This is a genomic window from Myxococcales bacterium, assembly GCA_016706225.1.
Taxonomy (GTDB): domain Bacteria; phylum Myxococcota_A; class Polyangia; order Polyangiales; family Polyangiaceae; genus JADJKB01.
The window spans coordinates 678,512-693,931 of sequence record JADJKB010000003.1 but is presented as its reverse complement, the minus strand read 5'-3'; the positions used below and the strand labels follow the sequence as shown (position 1 = coordinate 693,931).

General features: G+C 65.2%; 13 protein-coding genes. 2 read left to right on the top strand and 11 right to left on the bottom strand.

Annotated elements, in window-relative coordinates:
* The first annotated feature begins 17 nt into the window (after positions 1 to 17).
* Positions 18 to 2,885: an insulinase family protein gene (locus IPI67_04775; GenBank protein ID MBK7579503.1), complete on the top strand. Its 2,868-nt coding sequence runs from the start codon at positions 18 to 20 to the stop codon at positions 2,883 to 2,885.
* Between the two features lie 11 nt (positions 2,886 to 2,896).
* Here IPI67_04775 and IPI67_04770 read toward each other — a convergent pair whose 3' ends face one another.
* The 3 genes from IPI67_04770 to IPI67_04760 form a co-directional block, all read right to left on the bottom strand.
* Entirely contained in the window at positions 2,897 to 4,900 is a 2,004-nt protein-coding gene (locus IPI67_04770) for a radical SAM protein (GenBank protein ID MBK7579502.1), read from the bottom strand.
* Between the two features lie 53 nt (positions 4,901 to 4,953).
* Complete coding sequence (locus IPI67_04765; protein ID MBK7579501.1) at positions 4,954 to 5,397, bottom strand: hypothetical protein; 444 nt, start codon at positions 5,395 to 5,397, stop codon at positions 4,954 to 4,956.
* Between the two features lie 65 nt (positions 5,398 to 5,462).
* On the bottom strand, positions 5,463 to 7,244 hold the full coding sequence (locus IPI67_04760; GenBank protein ID MBK7579500.1) for an IgGFc-binding protein: 1,782 nt from the start codon (positions 7,242 to 7,244) through the stop codon (positions 5,463 to 5,465).
* Between the two features lie 179 nt (positions 7,245 to 7,423).
* Here IPI67_04760 and IPI67_04755 point away from each other — a divergent pair, with 179 nt between their 5' ends.
* Positions 7,424 to 9,223: a putative metal-binding motif-containing protein gene (locus IPI67_04755; protein MBK7579499.1), complete on the top strand. Its 1,800-nt coding sequence runs from the start codon at positions 7,424 to 7,426 to the stop codon at positions 9,221 to 9,223.
* A gap of 47 nt (positions 9,224 to 9,270) precedes the next feature.
* On the opposite strand, the gene IPI67_04750 is transcribed toward IPI67_04755, so the two are convergent.
* The 8 genes from IPI67_04750 to IPI67_04715 are packed head-to-tail and all read right to left on the bottom strand — an operon-like array spanning position 9,271 to position 15,405.
* The gene (locus tag IPI67_04750) at positions 9,271 to 10,401 is read right to left on the bottom strand and encodes a radical SAM protein (protein ID MBK7579498.1); all 1,131 of its coding nucleotides are present in this window, start codon (positions 10,399 to 10,401) and stop codon (positions 9,271 to 9,273) included.
* Positions 10,398 to 11,387, bottom strand: a complete 990-nt coding sequence (locus IPI67_04745; protein ID MBK7579497.1) for a radical SAM protein — start codon at positions 11,385 to 11,387, stop codon at positions 10,398 to 10,400. Before IPI67_04745 ends, IPI67_04750 begins: the two co-directional genes overlap by 4 nt.
* Positions 11,384 to 12,355, bottom strand: a complete 972-nt coding sequence (locus tag IPI67_04740; protein ID MBK7579496.1) for a radical SAM protein — start codon at positions 12,353 to 12,355, stop codon at positions 11,384 to 11,386. The genes IPI67_04745 and IPI67_04740 overlap by 4 nt, the downstream gene beginning before the upstream one ends.
* Positions 12,352 to 12,636, bottom strand: coding sequence for a hypothetical protein (locus tag IPI67_04735; protein ID MBK7579495.1), 285 nt, complete (start codon positions 12,634 to 12,636; stop codon positions 12,352 to 12,354). The genes IPI67_04740 and IPI67_04735 overlap by 4 nt, the downstream gene beginning before the upstream one ends.
* A 13-nt stretch (positions 12,637 to 12,649) precedes the next feature.
* On the bottom strand, positions 12,650 to 14,155 hold the full coding sequence (gene hxsB, locus IPI67_04730) for a His-Xaa-Ser system radical SAM maturase HxsB (protein MBK7579494.1): 1,506 nt from the start codon (positions 14,153 to 14,155) through the stop codon (positions 12,650 to 12,652).
* A 3-nt stretch (positions 14,156 to 14,158) separates the two neighbouring features.
* Positions 14,159 to 14,374: a hypothetical protein gene (locus IPI67_04725; GenBank protein ID MBK7579493.1), complete on the bottom strand. Its 216-nt coding sequence runs from the start codon at positions 14,372 to 14,374 to the stop codon at positions 14,159 to 14,161.
* On the bottom strand, positions 14,367 to 14,840 hold the full coding sequence (gene hxsD / locus IPI67_04720; GenBank protein MBK7579492.1) for a His-Xaa-Ser system protein HxsD: 474 nt from the start codon (positions 14,838 to 14,840) through the stop codon (positions 14,367 to 14,369). The genes IPI67_04725 and hxsD overlap by 8 nt, the downstream gene beginning before the upstream one ends.
* A gap of 7 nt (positions 14,841 to 14,847) precedes the next feature.
* A complete protein-coding gene (locus IPI67_04715; GenBank protein ID MBK7579491.1) occupies positions 14,848 to 15,405 on the bottom strand; it encodes a hypothetical protein in 558 nt (185 codons plus the stop codon).
* Positions 15,406 to 15,420 lie beyond the last annotated feature (15 nt).

Below are 15,420 nucleotides of genomic sequence, written 5' to 3'. Positions count from 1 at the left end.
GATACGGGGAGCGGGTGATGACCCGTTCTCGCTCGCTCTGGTTGGCTGCACTGCTTGCCCTCTCTTGCGGTGGTCCGCCCCCCGCGACGGTTCCGACGCCCGCCCCGAGCGCGTCGACGGCGGCCAAACCCGTCGCGCTCGATGAGCTCGACCGACCGCTGCCCCTCGACGCTCGATTGACGAAGGGCACCCTTGCCAATGGCCTCACCTATTACGTGTTGCCCCACCACAAGCCCGAGAAACGCGCCCAGATCTGGCTGGCTGTAAATGCCGGCTCGGTGCTCGAAGACGATGACCAGCGCGGGCTCGCGCATTTCGTCGAGCACATGGGCTTCAACGGAACGAAGCGCTTTCCCAAACAACAGCTGGTCGACTTCCTCGAGAAGAGCGGGATTCGTTTCGGCGCGGATCTCAACGCCTACACCTCGTTCGACGAGACCGTCTACACACTTCAGGTACCGACCGACGACGCCGCGATCGTCGGCCGTGCGATCGGCATCCTTCGCGACTGGGCCGACGGCATCAGCTTCGAGCCGGCGGAGGTCGAGAAGGAGCGCGGCGTCGTGCTCGAAGAGTGGCGTCTCGGTCGCGGCGCGCGCATGCGCTTGTTCGACAAACAAGCCCCGGTGCTGTTTCACGGCTCGAAGTACGCGGAGCGTCTGACCATCGGCAAGCCGGAGGTGATCAAGAATGCTTCGCGGGACAACCTGGTGCGCTTTTATCGCGACTGGTATCAGCCAAGTTTGATGGCGGTCGTAGCGGTCGGCGACTTCAATGCTGCTGACATCGAGGCCCGCATCAAGAGCGAGTTCGCGTCGCTGGCGGCCCCGACCAAACCGCGCCCAAGACCCAAGCTCGGGCTGCCCAAACACGAAAAGACGCTGGTCAGCATCGAGACCGATCCCGAGATGCCGAACACCAGCGTCGAGATCATCAGCAAACTCCCCCACCGACCCGAGGCCAGCGCTCGCGACTACCGCCGGTCCGTCGCGGAGCAGCTCTTCGACGGCATGTTGAACGCACGCCTGGACGAGCTGCGGCGCCAGCCGAACGCTCCCTTCTTGATGGCCTATTCGTCGGCGAGCGGACTCGTCCGCACGGCAGATGCGTTCCGGCAGGGTGCCAGCGTCAAGGAGGACGGCGTGATTGTCGGGTTCGGCGCGTTGCTCGAGGAGGTGCTCAGGGTCGAACGCCACGGGTTCACCCAGACCGAGCTCGGCCGGCAGAAGGCCCAGCTCTTGCGGCAGTTTCAGCGTTCGGTGGCTCAGCGCGACAAACGCGACGGCAGCGAGTTCGCCGCGGAGATCGTGCGCAACTTCTTCGAGGAAGAAGCCATGCCGGGCCGCGAGGCGGAGCTACGACTGGTGGAGAGGTTCCTGCCGGAGATCCAGCTCGCGGAGCTCAACGCGCTCGCCAAGTCGCTCGGACAGGGGAGTCGAGTCATCGCCGTCTCTGGTCCACCGAAGATGACCAAGCCGACTCCGGAAGCGATGCTGGCCGTTCACGCCGAGGTGTCGTCGCGCAAGATCGCCGCGTACGTCGACGCCGGTCCGAGTGTGCCGCTGATGAAGGGGCCTCCGGCTCCGGGCGCCGTACAGAAGACAGTGAGCATCCCCGAGATTGGCGTGACGGAGTGGACTCTCGCCAACGGTGTTCGGGTCATCGTCAAACCCACGGACTTCAACAACGACGACGTGCGGGTCACTGCGTTTTCACCTGGCGGGCACTCGCTCGTGAAGGACGCTGACTACGACAGCGCCCGTTTTGCGGACGTCGCGGTCGGTCAGGGCGGGCTTGGTCCTTTCGACGTGGTCCAGCTGCGCAAGCTGCTCTCGGGTAAGTTGGTCTCACTCAACGCGAGCATTGGCGAGCTGGAGGAAGGTCTGTCGGGCCGGGCTTCTCCGAACGACCTCGAATCGCTGTTTCAGATGATGCACCTCTCGTTCGTCGCGCCGCGCCGTGACCCCGAGGCCTTCGCCGCCTGGCGGGCGCGGGAGGTCGAGAGTGTGAAGAACCGGCGCCTGTCCCCGGAGCGGACTTTCTTCGAGGAAATGTCCACATTTTCGACGCAGAATCACCTGCGCCGTCGCCCGACGACTCCCGAGGTTCTGGCCAAGGTCGACCTCGACAAGGCCTTTGCCATCTACAAAGACCGCTTCGCCGATGCCAGCGACTTCACCTTCGTGTTCGTCGGCAACGTCGATTTGGAGAAGCTGCGTCCGCTGGTCGAGTCGTACCTCGGCAGCCTTCCGAGCAAGAAGCGCAAGGAAACCTGGCGTGACGTCAAGGTGCAGCTCCCGCGCGGGGTCAAAGAGAAGAAGCTGAGCCTGGGCAGCGAGCCCAAGAGCCGCGTGTCGCTGACGTTCCACGGAGCCGTGAAGTGGTCTCGAGACACGGACAACGATCTGCGGATGCTGGGTGAGGTCCTGCGTCTGCGACTGAGGCAGGTGCTGCGCGAAGACATGGGCGGAGTGTACGGCGTTCAGGTCGGTGGCGGCATCACTCGCCGACCCAGGCAGGAGTACCGATTCAGCGTCAGTTTTGGCTGTGCGCCGGACAATGTCGACAAGTTGAAGCAGGCAGTCTTCGACGAGATCAAGGCCGTGCAGCAGCAGGGCATCGCCGACGACTACATCGAGAAGGTGAAACAAGCCCGACGCCGCGCCCACGAAGTGGAGTTGAAGGACAACGGCTGGTGGTTGCGAGAGCTCGAGCGGAGCTACGACTTCGCCGACGACCCACGTCTGATCCCGGATGTCTCGGCAATGTCCGAGAAGGTCAGCTCCGACCGCGTGCGGGCGGCGGCGAAGACGTACCTCTCCACCAAACAATACCTGCTCGGCGTGCTCGTACCGGAGTCGGCGTCGGCGGCGAAGACCCCCTGATACGAAGGGGCTCAGTCTTGTCGGGCGGCTCCGGCCGTCCAGGCAGCCGGCGGGAGCGGCTCGAATTCCGTGTGTCCGTGCAGCTCGACGTAGTGTGAAAAATACCCCGGGCAGACCTCGCCGGCGGCACAGTCCGCGCGCCGGTCGCAGGCCACACGGACCTTCTTCTCGCCGCCTCGTCCAGCGCCTGTCTCAGCGCCCTCGGCTGCATTGACCATGCGAATGGCGAGCTGGCGGCCGGGCGCGCGCGCTGGGTACTGAGCCACGATCTCCGGGCCGAAGTGACGGAGCGCCACGCACGGGGGCAGCCAGCGGCGGACCCGATTGAGCACGAACTGGCGATGTTCGGGCGCCGAGGCAAGACGGGTCGACAGCTCCCGGGCCACGTCCTCGAGTCGCATGGCGATCGGCTCGTAGAAACGCAGGTCGGCGCTCGATGGAGCTCCGATGTCGTAGTCGACGACTGAGCCGAGCTCCTCGCGCTCGGCCAGCGAAAGGAAGTCCACCAGCTCGTGATGGTTCTTCCTCACGAGCAGGTAGCAGAGGCTCACACACTCGTGGCTGAGGCCGGCCGCGCGGATGTTTCGGATGCCGGCGACGGACTCGTCGAACGAGCCAACCTTGGTCGTCACGCGATCGTGAACGCTGGCGGTTGCACCGAAGAACGGAACCCGCAGCTGAGTGACCCCGGCGTCGACGAGCGCCCGGGCGAATGCTGGGTCATGCAGGCGGCGGGCGTTCGTCCAGAGCTCGACCTCCGAGTAGCCTTGCGCCCGGCAGCCGCGGACGATCTCGCAGATCTGTGGGTGCTCCAGCGGTTCCATGGCAACAAAGACCGCTCGTCGTGCGCCGAGCTGCCGATAGCGCTCCGTTGTCGTGAGCACGTTCGCCGCTTCGTCGACCGTGTCCCAGGCGGTCGCGGTCTCCTCGTGCATGATGCGCGTCGTGCAGAAGTCACAGCGATTGTTGCAAGGCGTGCGGATCACGATGCTGAGCACGTCTCGTTCCCGGTCGTGTTCGACACCAATCGTCTGGGCGGCCGATCCGGCGATCACGTCTAGGTGTCGATGAGCGAGCTCCGACAGTGGACGATCGGCGCGCGCCGCGCCGTCCTCGCGGACCGGCGTGTGTTGGTACGACGACAGCGGCACGAGCTCGTCGAAGCCGCGGCGGGCTGCGTACAGGCTCCAGATCCCGGGGCAGTGCCCGCGCGCCGCGCAGCTCTCGCAGATCGGACCCTGGCGCCGTCGCCGACTCGCCGCGAGCGGCTGCGCGGCGTCAACCGGCACGTCGTGCACTGTCGTGGAGTCGTCGGCGTCGCTCGAGAGCGCGGCGTGCTCGCCTGCGACGCAGGGTGGAATGCCATCCAGCGTGAGCGACAGCCCGAGGCGCTCTCTGACCCTCACTGTCCGCTCGAGCATGGGTGGAAGCTGTGAGAGGTGAGGCACGAGCTCGTCGAACGCATGTTCGACATCGCCCACCGTATTGACCAGCCCGAGGTGCATTGCCGATGCACCCAGGGCGCTCGCGAGCTCCGCGACGCGCGGCAGGCGCGCCAGGTTCGGGGCGAGGATCAACGTGTGTACGACGACACGAATGCCCGTCTTGCCGAGCGCGCGGATGGCCGCGACGGTCTCACGAAAGGAGCCCGGCTCCCGGGTCAGCGCGTCGTGCAGCCTTGCGCTGTCGCCGTGCAGCGCAGGGGAAACCTGGGAGACGCCGGCGTCGAGGAGAGCAGTGGCGGCGGCCTTGGACGCCAGCAGGCGCCCGTTGGTCTGCAGCTCGATCTCGCGGAAGCCCAGCCCGTGCGCGAAGCGGACCAGAGGCAAGAGGTCCGGGTGGAGTGTTGGCTCGCCGCCGGAGAGCACCAGTTGATCGCCGAGTGCTCGCGCAGCGCGGACCCGCTCTCTGAGCTCGCTGATGCTTGCACTTGGCCAGGTCGCGCGCAGGTTTCCTTGCGGACAAAACCAGCAGCGGTTCTGGCACCCATACCCGGTTCGAATGTCGACGCGCACGGTCGCCTCGGGCTCGCCCTACTCCGCCGCTCGTCTGGGCCGGAGCCCTTGCATCACGTGCTCTTGCGCCTTCGGCCCCGCCCCGCGCTTTTCTTGGCGGGCGCACGCGGCAGGTCTGCGAAGGGTTTGTGGGTCTCGGCCATGACGGCTCGGAGTCGGCCTCCGACGTTGGCAGCGCGATCCATGCGCGCGGCGATGCGGGCCTCGATCTCCAGGTTCGCGGCCACGTCCTCGGCGAGCTCATCGGCGGCGAGGTGCCCGATGGCGGCAAGTTTGTCTCCGATCCGTTCGCGCAGCCGCTCGCGGACGGCCTCGCGCAGGAGGTCGATCGCCGCTTCCTTGGCAACGTCCGCTGCACGCGAGAGGAGCATGCGACTGAGCTCGAGCTCCAAGAACTCGGTCCCCTGCGGCCCTCCGCGCTGCCCCGATTGCCCGCCGTCTTTCGGGGCTCTGTCACCGCCGTCCCGCCCGTCTCGTCCGTCGCGTTGGTCCTGCATGAGCGCCTCCTCCTGCCGACAACGCTAACCCCAGCGCGCGACCGGCCGCAACCGTCCGCGCCCGCTCACTTGGGCACGTTGACGACGACCTTGTTGATGAGCTCCGCGTTCATCCCCGCTGGATAGCCGTAGGAAACGTAGGAGGTGAACGAAGAGGTCTGCGGCGAGCCCCAACCCCAGACCCAGACTCCGAAGCGCCCCTTGCTTTCCATCTTGCGAGCGCCCGTCGAGCAAGGGCCCACGTTCGCGAAATCGTCCGTGGTCAGATCCACGCGGGTGTACTCGTAGTCTCCGACGGGCTTCCAATCCTTGAGTGGATAGAACGAGCAGTCGAGGGTGACATCCTCGAACTTGCCGTCGGTCGGCGCGCGCACGACGACGAGATTCGTGACCGGATAGGTCGGGTCGGTGAAGAACACGTAGCTGGTCAAATACTGGGACGGCGGAACCGAGAGCACCGAGTCGGCGTCGCCGATGCCGCCCATGTTGCTGGTGTTTCCGCCCGTCATGTGTGCCATCAGCAAGAACGGGTGGTCCGCGTCTTGGCTCGAGACCACGAACGGGAACTGGGTCACGAACTCCACACTCTGCCCCTGCGAGAGGGTGGCAGGACCGCCGATGTCACTCGACCACTTCAGCTCGGTCCCGTCCACGACGCCCTGCATGCGCCAGTACGCCGGCTCGCCACTGCGCGGTTTGTACGACACCCCCACGTATTCACTGCCCAGTGCCTGGATGGGCGGAATCATCTGCTCTAGGTGGTCACAGGCGTAGACGTTGTACGGGATCTGCGAGCAGCGTGCGCCCGCGAAGAACCCCACCGGCTTGTCGGACTGCACGGTGCTGCCCTCCAGCGAGTCGAGCTGGGTGAACTGCACGTGCTCCCCGGCGGCGAGGCTCACGCTGTAGGGGAATCCGACCTGGCCACCCAAGAGACCGCCGCCGCCGACGATGGGCTTCTTGGGAAGAATCTTCACCGTGGTCGGCTCTTTGGCCACGATGTTGAGCGACGTCAGCTGAGGCCCGGCGTTGTAGGCGTGGATCGCCAGGTAGTTGGTGTCCCACGCGCTGGTGGGAAGCAGCAGCGACGCGCCGGCCGTGGCCGCGCTGCCGCCGCCGAACGGGTTGATCTGATAGGCAACGACGGGCACGTCCGAGGTAATTCGGAATGCTTTGCCCTTGCCCGTCGCGTTGAACAGCATTGCGCCACTCGGAACGGCGCTTGGTTTCGGACACACGGGGTTGTCTTTGGACGGCACTCCGTCGGGTCCGGCCAGAAACAAGATCGCGACCTTGTCGGGCGAAATTCCATCGGTTCCGAGCGGAACGTAGGCGAGCGAGGGCCCCTTGCCGATGGGTAGATAGCCGATCTGATCGACCGGTATGTTCTTGCCGTCGTACTCGACCTGGATGTGCGCCGCCTGGTTCCAGGTGTTCGCGACGAACACGGCGAAACACGCGTCGGCCTCGAGCTGATCCATGAAGACCGAGTAGTACTCACAGCCAATGGAGCGCTTGACGTTGCGGGCGGCCTCACACGCATCCTTGCAGGTCACCGTCGAGACGTCGCAGCCCTCGGTCCCGAGGCACGCTTTCACGACGCTGCCATCGCAGGCGACGATCTGATGCAGGTCGTCGGAGCATCGTGGGCACTTCCCGGCATCGAAGTTGATGCCGCCGCCCGTGCCCGCAGTGCCGCCGACCACGATGCCGCCGCCGCCGTCGGGAACACCGCCGACCCCGGAAGTGCCGCCGCTGCCGCCGCTGCCGCCTTCACCTCCGGGCGGGGCATCTGCGCTGCTGCCGCAAGCGGCGAACGGCCAAGTCAGGAGGACCAGAGCGCACAACCACCTACCTCGAGCACGGCGCGCTCGCGGCGACGAGGACAGGGCAGAACTCAGGGGGAAGCTGAACTTGCGCACCGAAACCACCCAGAGTTTACCACCGCGACGGCCCGAACGCTCTTCAAGTGATAGTATCTGGGTCAGGCTGCCGTGGGTTCGGCGGCAAGTTCGCGAGGTGCTGCGTGAGAGTTCGAACGCTCCGTTTTGGTTTGGTCCTGGTGGGCCTCTTGACCTGTGCCGGCCTCACGTTCTCCTGCGCAAGCGGCGAAGAAGCCGTGAGCTCCAACGGCGGCAAGTCCGGTGCCGGTGGCAGCGGTGGCAGTGGCAATACCGACGGCGGTGGCGGCACCGGGAACAAGGACGGCGGCGGCGACGGCAGCAGCTGCGGCCCAGTCGAGCCAGAGGTTTGTGACGGCAAGGACAACGACTGCGACGGCAAGATCGACGAGGAGGACGCGACCGACGCCAAGACCTATTACGAGGACAAGGACGGCGACGGCTTCGGGGTATCGAGCAAGTCGATCAAGGCCTGCAAACAACCTCAAGGCTACGGTGACAAGACCGGCGACTGTAACGACGCCGACCCGGCGTACCATCCGGGCGCGCTCGAGAACAACTGCGACGACCCGAACGACTACAACTGCGACGGCGCGACTGGGTACAACGACTCCGACGGCGACGGATTTCCCGCGTGCAAGGAGTGCGACGACAAGGACAAGTCGGTCTACCCGGGTGCTGCGGAGGTTTGTGACGGGAAGGACAACGACTGCGACGGCTCCGCCTCTTTCCCGGGTGGCGAGGGCGACAGCGACGGCGACGGGTCGATCGCCTGCAAGGACTGCAACGACAAAGACAAGGACATGTTCCCGGGTAATCCGGAGATCTGCGACGGCAAAGACAACGACTGCAACCCGGCGACCGAAGCGGCGGGCGGTGAGACGGACGGCGACGGGGACGGCTCTCCCACGTGTGAAGACTGCGACGACAACGACAAGAACAACTACCCGGGCAACACCGAGAAGTGCGACGGCAAGGACAACGACTGCAAGAGCGGCGCCAATTTCCCGGGTGGTGAAGCTGACGCCGACGGTGACGGTTCCGCGTCGTGCATCGACTGCGACGACGCCGATCCCGACCGATTCCCGGGCAATCCCGAGAAGTGCGACGGCAAGGACAACGACTGCAACGCCGCGACCAGCGCGTCGGGCGGAGAAAATGACAAGGACGGAGACGGCTCACCCGCCTGCGCGGACTGCAACGACAACGACAACAAGATGTACCCGGGCAACGCCGAGATCTGCGACGGCAAGGACAACAATTGCAACGTCGTCATCGATCAGTCGGAAGTCCCCATCAACATTCTGTGCCCCAACGGGGCTCATGTGTCGGCAAGCACCTGCAACGGGTCTCTCGGGTGCGAGGTCCAGAGTTGCACCGCCAACTACTACAATTTGAACGGCACGTTCAGCGATGGTTGCGAGTGTCTGGCTCAGCCCGTGATCGGCCAGGGTACGAGCTGCGGGGGCGCCATCAACATGGGCAACCTTGCGGATGTCTCGGCGGCGACCGTGACGGTGCAAGGCAACGTGCCGGTGGCGGGTCGGGAGATTTGGTACAGCTTCAACGCGACGGACGATGCGGACACGGCGGGCGACGAGTTCCACGTGGACATCCGTTTCCTCACCAATCCCGGCAACGTCTATCGGATGGAAGTGTATCGCTCTGGATGCCCGGGCAGCGGCGGCGCTCAACTCGCGAGCGGTGAGGCCCAGAATACGGACTGGAAGGTCGACTTCCCCACCACGAACACGGGATGTTCTGGTGGTCCACTGCCGTGTGGGCAGGGCGACTGTACCGGCACGCCGGTGGCGGGCAAGAACACCTGCAGCAACGACGGCGCCACCTTCTACGTCAAGATCTCGAGCGTGGGATCGCCGGCGTGCGCGCCCTACTCACTCGAGCTGTCGAACGGCAAGTACTGAGCCCGGCTGCTTGCGAGTGGTGCCGAGCGAGACCTCGGCGCCGCGGCTCACACGTCATGCAGCAGGGTGAGGCGAACCGGGTGGGGGTTCGCGGGCACCTGAGCGAGGGGGCGCGGTTTGTCGGTCGCGAGCGGTAGCCGCCGCGCGAGCCGGCCTTGCTCCACAGTCAGGGTCGAGACCTCGCTGCCGCCGTAGATGTCCAGGTACCCGTGCCAGACCCCCTCGCAGGTTTCCGTGAGGGCGCAGCCCGTGCAGGCGTCGAGGTGTCGCTTCAGATCGAAGCGTTTCCGGTCCTGCCAGTTGAACCGCGCGCGCCGGTCTTCGACCCGGGCGACCCCGAGATCCGTGCCCTCGTTGCGAATCGAGCAGTCCGTCGACAGATCTCGGTAGATGTCGCCGACGTACTTCCGGAGCAGGTTCTTGCTGTTCAAGAACTCCCCGGGCAAGACACACAGGGGCATGCCGCCGAAGGTGAAGGTCTTCTTGAAGTGGTACTCGTTCAAGAGCACTGCCTTCATCAAGATGGGCACGACCTCGCTGAAGGTGGGCGTGAGGTCGGGGTTGTTCTCTGCGTAGCCCTCCGAGCGCACGAAGTTGACCCGGAAGTCGTCGAGCCCCTGATCGTCGAAGAAGAACCGCATCATCTTGGGCAGATGCCGATAGTTCCAGCCGTTGAGCACCAGGTTGACCGAGACGCCGTCCACGAGCGCACCGTGTTTTCGGCGGTCTTGCAGGATCGAGATGGCCAGCTTCTTTTTCTCGAACCCACCCGGCACTGCCGTGAGTTTGTCCTCGAGCGGGGCGGTGTGACCGTGCATCGAGATGGTCACACGGGTCAGCCCGGCATCGAGCAGCTCGTCGGTGAACTTGGGGCGCCGCAGCATCATTGCGTTGGTCGCGATGGCGATGCGGGTGAAACCGAGGGCCTTCGCATGGGCGATGGACTGCACGATGCTCGGGTAGGTCGTGGGCTCCCCGCCGAGGAACCCCACCGATTCGTGGCCTTCGGCTCGCCAGCGCTCGAGCTCCCGTTTCATCTCGTCGAACGGGATGAAGCGTTTGTCCTCTTTGCTGGGCATGCCGTCGAGGCAAAAGACACACTTGTTGTTGCAGGACTTGCCGACGTTGATCTCGACGTTCTTGCGCAGATCGCGCAGCGAGCTCTTGACCTGGCTCACGGTGCCTCTCTTGGCCGGAGCGCGTCCGTGGGGAACAGCTCGGCGTAACGATCGAACACCCCCATGCAGACTTGGTTCAGCTCGCACCGCCGGCAAGCGTCAACGTGGACCCGCTTGCGGTCCGGCGTCCACGAGTAGATGCCGTCGAAGGTCACTTTCCCTGGGAGCGTCTGCCACTCGACGGTGACACGGGGATCCCAGTGCAGATCATTGGAGAGCATGCCGTGCTCTCCGAGCACACACATCGGGGTCCCGAAGAAGCGCAGGATCGCCCGCGGCGCTCGCGCAGGCACCGTCGGCAGCACCCGCGCCAGCTCCGCGAGGGGCGCTGCGAGCTCCGTGTAGCGATCGAGCCCGTTGCCCTCGGGAGTGACGTTGGAGATGACGATGAGCTTTGCGCCCAGCCGATCGGCCAGAGCGACGGTGTCGCCGAGGGCTTCCAGGTTCTTGCGAGTGACCACCGTGTTCACGTAGGCACCAAAGTCCGGGCGCAGTCTCAGCGCAGTCTCGATCGCGGCTACGACCTGATCGAAGCTGCCGGCGCGCCCGGCCAGCTCGTCATGAAGCGCCGCGTTCGGAGCGTGGAGCGAGAACAGCGCTTCGTCCAGGTGGGGCAGGGCGGCCTGCGCAAATTCCGGGTCCGACAGGCGCGTGCCGATGGTGCCGACGGAGGTGCGCATGCCGAGCTTCTTCGCCAGGCGGAGTACGTCCACGAAGTCCGGGAAGATGGTCGGCTCGCCACCGGTCAGGTGCACACTCTTGACCCCACGGCTGGCGTGCATGCGCAGCACGGTGGCGACGCGGGCCCAGGTCACCGGGTAGCGCCGGTATGCCTGCATGCGGTGCTCTTCGGAGCAGAACACACAGCGCTCGGGGCACGTGTAGGTGAGGTGCAGCTCCAGGCGCGCCATGCGTTCGCCGTTCGGACCGATCCAGGGTGTCTCTTCGCGAGCGGGCCCTGTCTGCACGACCGGCAAGTGGGTCATGCAGCGCGCCTCCGAGAGCGATGCGCGAGGAACTCGGGGTAGAGACCACGGCAGAAACGCGTGAGCGAAGCGTCCACCAACCGGGTGGAGCTCCAGACGTTCGGCGGAAGGTTCTCCTCGAGCAGGCGATTGACGAGCTGGGACTTTTCGGCGAGCGCCTCCGGTGTGGGCGGGTCATCGAGAGTGCCCACGCGAGTCTGAGGCAAGAGCTCGTCGAGCGCTCCCGAGAGGCCAAGGTTGTTCGGGTGAATGCTGCCGTCCGAGTCGACGACGACGCCGGTGTTGAAGAACGGAGTCGGCGCCCAGGTGAACAAGTTCCGCACGTACAGCCTCGCGCCGCCCCGCCAGCGTGCGACGATGCTGGTCTTGATCGCGTCGAAGCTCGCGTCGAGCGCGGCGAGCTGCTCTCTGCGCCAGGGCAAGAAGTACCCGGGCAGGAAGTTGAAGCGGGTGAAGCCGAGCCCGACGAGATGGGAGAAGTTCTCGTGCGCGGCGGCGGCGGTGCTCGGGGCGATGGTCTGGGTGACGACGACCCGTGGCGTGTTCCGGAGCTCAGGCAACAGCGCGACGACGTGATCGTACGCGTCCGGCACACCCGAGAGGGCTCTGCGGGAGCGGCGGTGATCTTCGGGGCGGCCGTCCATCGAGATCGTCAGCACCACTTTGTCGTGAGCGCGCAGAGTCGCGAGAAACTCGCGGTCGAGGCCGAGCCCATTGGTGGACAGGTAGACCCGGCGGATCTTGGGGTCGTTCTGGCTGTGTGCCAGCACGGCACACACGACCTCGGGAACCAGAAGCGGCTCGCCGCCAAAGAGCTTCACGTCCCCGCCACCAAAACGATCGCTGAACAGCGCGAGCGCCCGCAGCGCGTCGGTCTCGTCGAGCGAAGGGTAACCGTCCTTCGCGGTCGGGCAGTAACTACAGCGGAGGTTGCAGCGGCGGGTGACGGTCAGGACTAGCTGGTTCACCACTGACCATGGGAGCCATGGGAACCGTGCGAACCGTGAGAGCCGTGCGAACCATGTGAGCCATGCGAGCCATGCGAGCCGTGTGAGCCGTGTGAGCCATGCGAGGCGTGCGAGGCGTGCGCGGCGAACCCGCGGTCGATGCCCTCGATGCCTTCCAGGCGCGCGTCGGCACGCGACAGCAAGTCGGACGTGCTCTTGGGCTCGTTCGCCTGACGCTGTTCGTCAGGTTGCATGAAGTCGGCGGGTTTCTTGTTCAGCTTGGGAAGCTTGTCTTTCTTCATGCCGGTCACCCCTTCAAACTGCGCAACTGCCGCTCGGCTCGCGCGGGCGGGTCAAGGTCCATCGCCGAAAGATCCGCTCGATCTTTCCGTCCTGGTCGTTGGCCAGGCGGTCGAGCAGCATCGAGGCAATTGTATAATGTTCTTTGCACTTCGACGAGTTCGGTCTCTGGCCGAAGATGTCGCCGTTCGACATGTAGTTGTGCATGGGACAAACCCCGCAAAAAGGCTTGTTCCAGCAGGTGTCGCAGTGCGGCAAAGAGTCCTGCAGTGAGGCCACCGCGAGGGCTTTGACCGTGGGGTGGGCGTGGACCTCTTCGTAGGTCGAGGCTCCGACCTGGCCGATCTGGAAGGCGTCGTTGCCCATGGCCGAGGTCATGCGGGCCTCGTCGCACGTGAAGACCTTCCCGTCGTAGTTGTACGCGACCTGTCCCGTTCCGGCGCCGCAGGGTGAGCGAATGTCGACGAAGTTGGGATCGTCCAGGGTCAGCATCTTGGACAGGAACACCGACGCCGTCCCCTCGCAGATCTCGGTGCCGCGCAGGTTCAGGTCCACGATGTACTCGAAGGCCCTCTTGTAGAACGCGAGGTACTCGTCGGCGCTGTAGCCGATGCGCTTCCAGGTATCGAGGGCAAAGCCGTAGGGGTTGAGGGGCCGCAGGAAGATGGTCCGCATGCCGAGCTCGACGTAGAGGTCCACCACCTCTTTCCAGTGGTCGAAGGTCTTGCGGGACGTCGTCATCAGCGCGTCCACGTGCCAGCGCTCGGGGTCACGGCCCTTTTCGATGTAGCGCCGGTTGAAGTAGGCGATCCACTTGCGCACGTTCTCGTAGGCGTTCGAGCCCTGCCGCCAGGTCCGGTTCCAGTTGTGCAGCTCCTCGGGGCCGTCCAGGCTCGTGCACACCATCACGTCGTTGTCGATCAGCCACTCCGCGTTCTCCTCGGTCATGTAGGTCATGTTGGTGACCAAGGAGTGTTCGAGATCCTTCTTCTCGTACTTGTTCTTCTCGCGGCTGTACTCGACGATGAAACGCAAGGCGGCCATGTTCACCGTCGGCTCACCACCTTGAAACTCGAAATTGATGTAGGGCGACGTGCTCTGCATCGCGTGGTCGACGACCTTCTTCGCGGTCTCGAGCGACATGTCGGTGTCGACCCGATCCATGTTGGTGCGCGAAGCGTGGCAGTACTTGCAGCTCTGATTGCAGCGCAGCGTCGTGATCACGATGTGCAGGTGGGGGCCTTGCCCCACGAAGCGCTTCTTGCGACGGATCTGCGTGGCAACCCGCTCGAGATCGAGGCCCTGTCGCAGGAACCCCTTCTCGGATAGGGCGCGGAACTCGGCGTGGTCGGCGCCGATGCGACCCGCCAGGAAATCCGCGAATGTCTCCTGGTCCAGGAAATGAAAGGCACCGGTGTCGTTCGTGATGATCTTCTTGTCGCCGACGTCGCCGTAGCGAAAAAACGAGAGTTTGTCCTCGGCCAGAGGCAGGCGAACGACGCTCAGTTTCCGCTCCCCCATGGCTCAGCTCCGACTCTGCACGGTGAGGGCCAGGGCGTGATTCGCGAGCTCGTCGAGCAGCACGTCCGCCACTTCCGGGTCGGCTTCAGTCATCTCGAGAACCAGTGCGTCGTCTTGTTGCTCGAGCGTGATCTTGCCCAGGTGTTCGAAGGCGGCGGCCGCTTGTTTCACGGCCTCCGGCGCGTACAGGGACGCAGAAAACACCAGCCGCTCAGCCATCCGACGCCTTTTCCCGCCCGGCTTCCCACGGCACCGGGATCTCCAGCGGCTCTTCCGCTAACTCCTCAGCGTCGAGCTCGGCCAAGAGCTCCGCAATCGTGGCGTTTTGCTCGCGGCCGAAGAACGCTCGCGCCATGTAGTGCTCGCGGATCGGCGCGGTGGCGCGGCCAATGCGGAAGCGCAGCTGGCTGTTCAGGAGCTCGTTGGCGAACTCCCCGGCCAGGGCCTCCATTTCCGCCTCGGTTTGCTCGCCCTTCGAGCGCAGCCGCACCCGGACCTTGCGCTCCGACGGACGTGCCAGAAATACGTAGCAGCGGTCGATGAACAGGTACGACGCGCTGTAGATGGCATCCGAGGCGTACAGGTCTTCGTCGATGTCGAAGCTGATCTCTCGCTCGGACAGCTGGAAGGTGAAGTCGACTGTGTCCGCGCCCTGGTCGCGGGTCTCGCTTTTTTCGTCGGTCATTTTTCGCTCAGACCAGTGCGCGTTCGCTGCGGAAGAAGGCCAACCGCGCCTCGTGCGAGAGCATGGCTTCGCTGGCGCCCGCGCCGTTCTTCTCGTTGTGGCGGAGCACGCTCGATAGGACGTTGAGGACGCGGCCGAGGGTCTCGTCGGTGCCCACGCTACCGTCGCCGCTGTTCATCAGGAACAAGTCGACGGTCTCGCTGTGTGCGATAGGGCGGGAGTCCGGGCTGCGACGGCACAGGTGCACGCGCGCCTGCTCTCCTGCCTCGTTCACCAGCGTGAGCACCGCGGCGCCTCGACTCACACCGGTCAGCCCGAGCACGGCCCAGCCGAGCCCGATGCCCGCGCCTTGTGTGAGCGGCGCCAGAAGCGCCCAGACGTGTTCGACCTCCGTCGGTTCCGGCGGCGTAACTTCAGCCGTTGGCTCGGCCTTCGTCTCGGGCTCGGACTCGGGTCTAGCGACGGTCGCCGCAGCTTTTCGCTTGGGTTTCGCGGCCGCGGCCTCTCCGACCGTCGCCACTGCTCCACTTGCGAGCACACCCTCGATGAACGCACGTCGTTGCATGCCGTCTCCCTGGCA

What these genes read in the sequence shown, in the direction of transcription:
- hxsB (MBK7579494.1), bottom strand. Translation starts at nt 14,155, where the DNA reads ATGGGGGAGCGGAAACTGAGCGTCGTTCGCCTGCCTCTGGCCGAGGAC.
- IPI67_04725 (MBK7579493.1), bottom strand. Translation starts at nt 14,374, where the DNA reads ATGGCTGAGCGGCTGGTGTTTTCTGCGTCCCTGTACGCGCCGGAGGCC.
- IPI67_04745 (MBK7579497.1), bottom strand. Translation starts at nt 11,387, where the DNA reads ATGACCCACTTGCCGGTCGTGCAGACAGGGCCCGCTCGCGAAGAGACA.
- hxsD (MBK7579492.1), bottom strand. Translation starts at nt 14,840, where the DNA reads ATGACCGACGAAAAAAGCGAGACCCGCGACCAGGGCGCGGACACAGTC.
- IPI67_04715 (MBK7579491.1), bottom strand. Translation starts at nt 15,405, where the DNA reads ATGCAACGACGTGCGTTCATCGAGGGTGTGCTCGCAAGTGGAGCAGTG.
- IPI67_04735 (MBK7579495.1), bottom strand. Translation starts at nt 12,636, where the DNA reads ATGAAGAAAGACAAGCTTCCCAAGCTGAACAAGAAACCCGCCGACTTC.
- IPI67_04765 (MBK7579501.1), bottom strand. Translation starts at nt 5,397, where the DNA reads ATGCAGGACCAACGCGACGGACGAGACGGGCGGGACGGCGGTGACAGA.
- IPI67_04775 (MBK7579503.1), top strand. Translation starts at nt 18, where the DNA reads ATGACCCGTTCTCGCTCGCTCTGGTTGGCTGCACTGCTTGCCCTCTCT.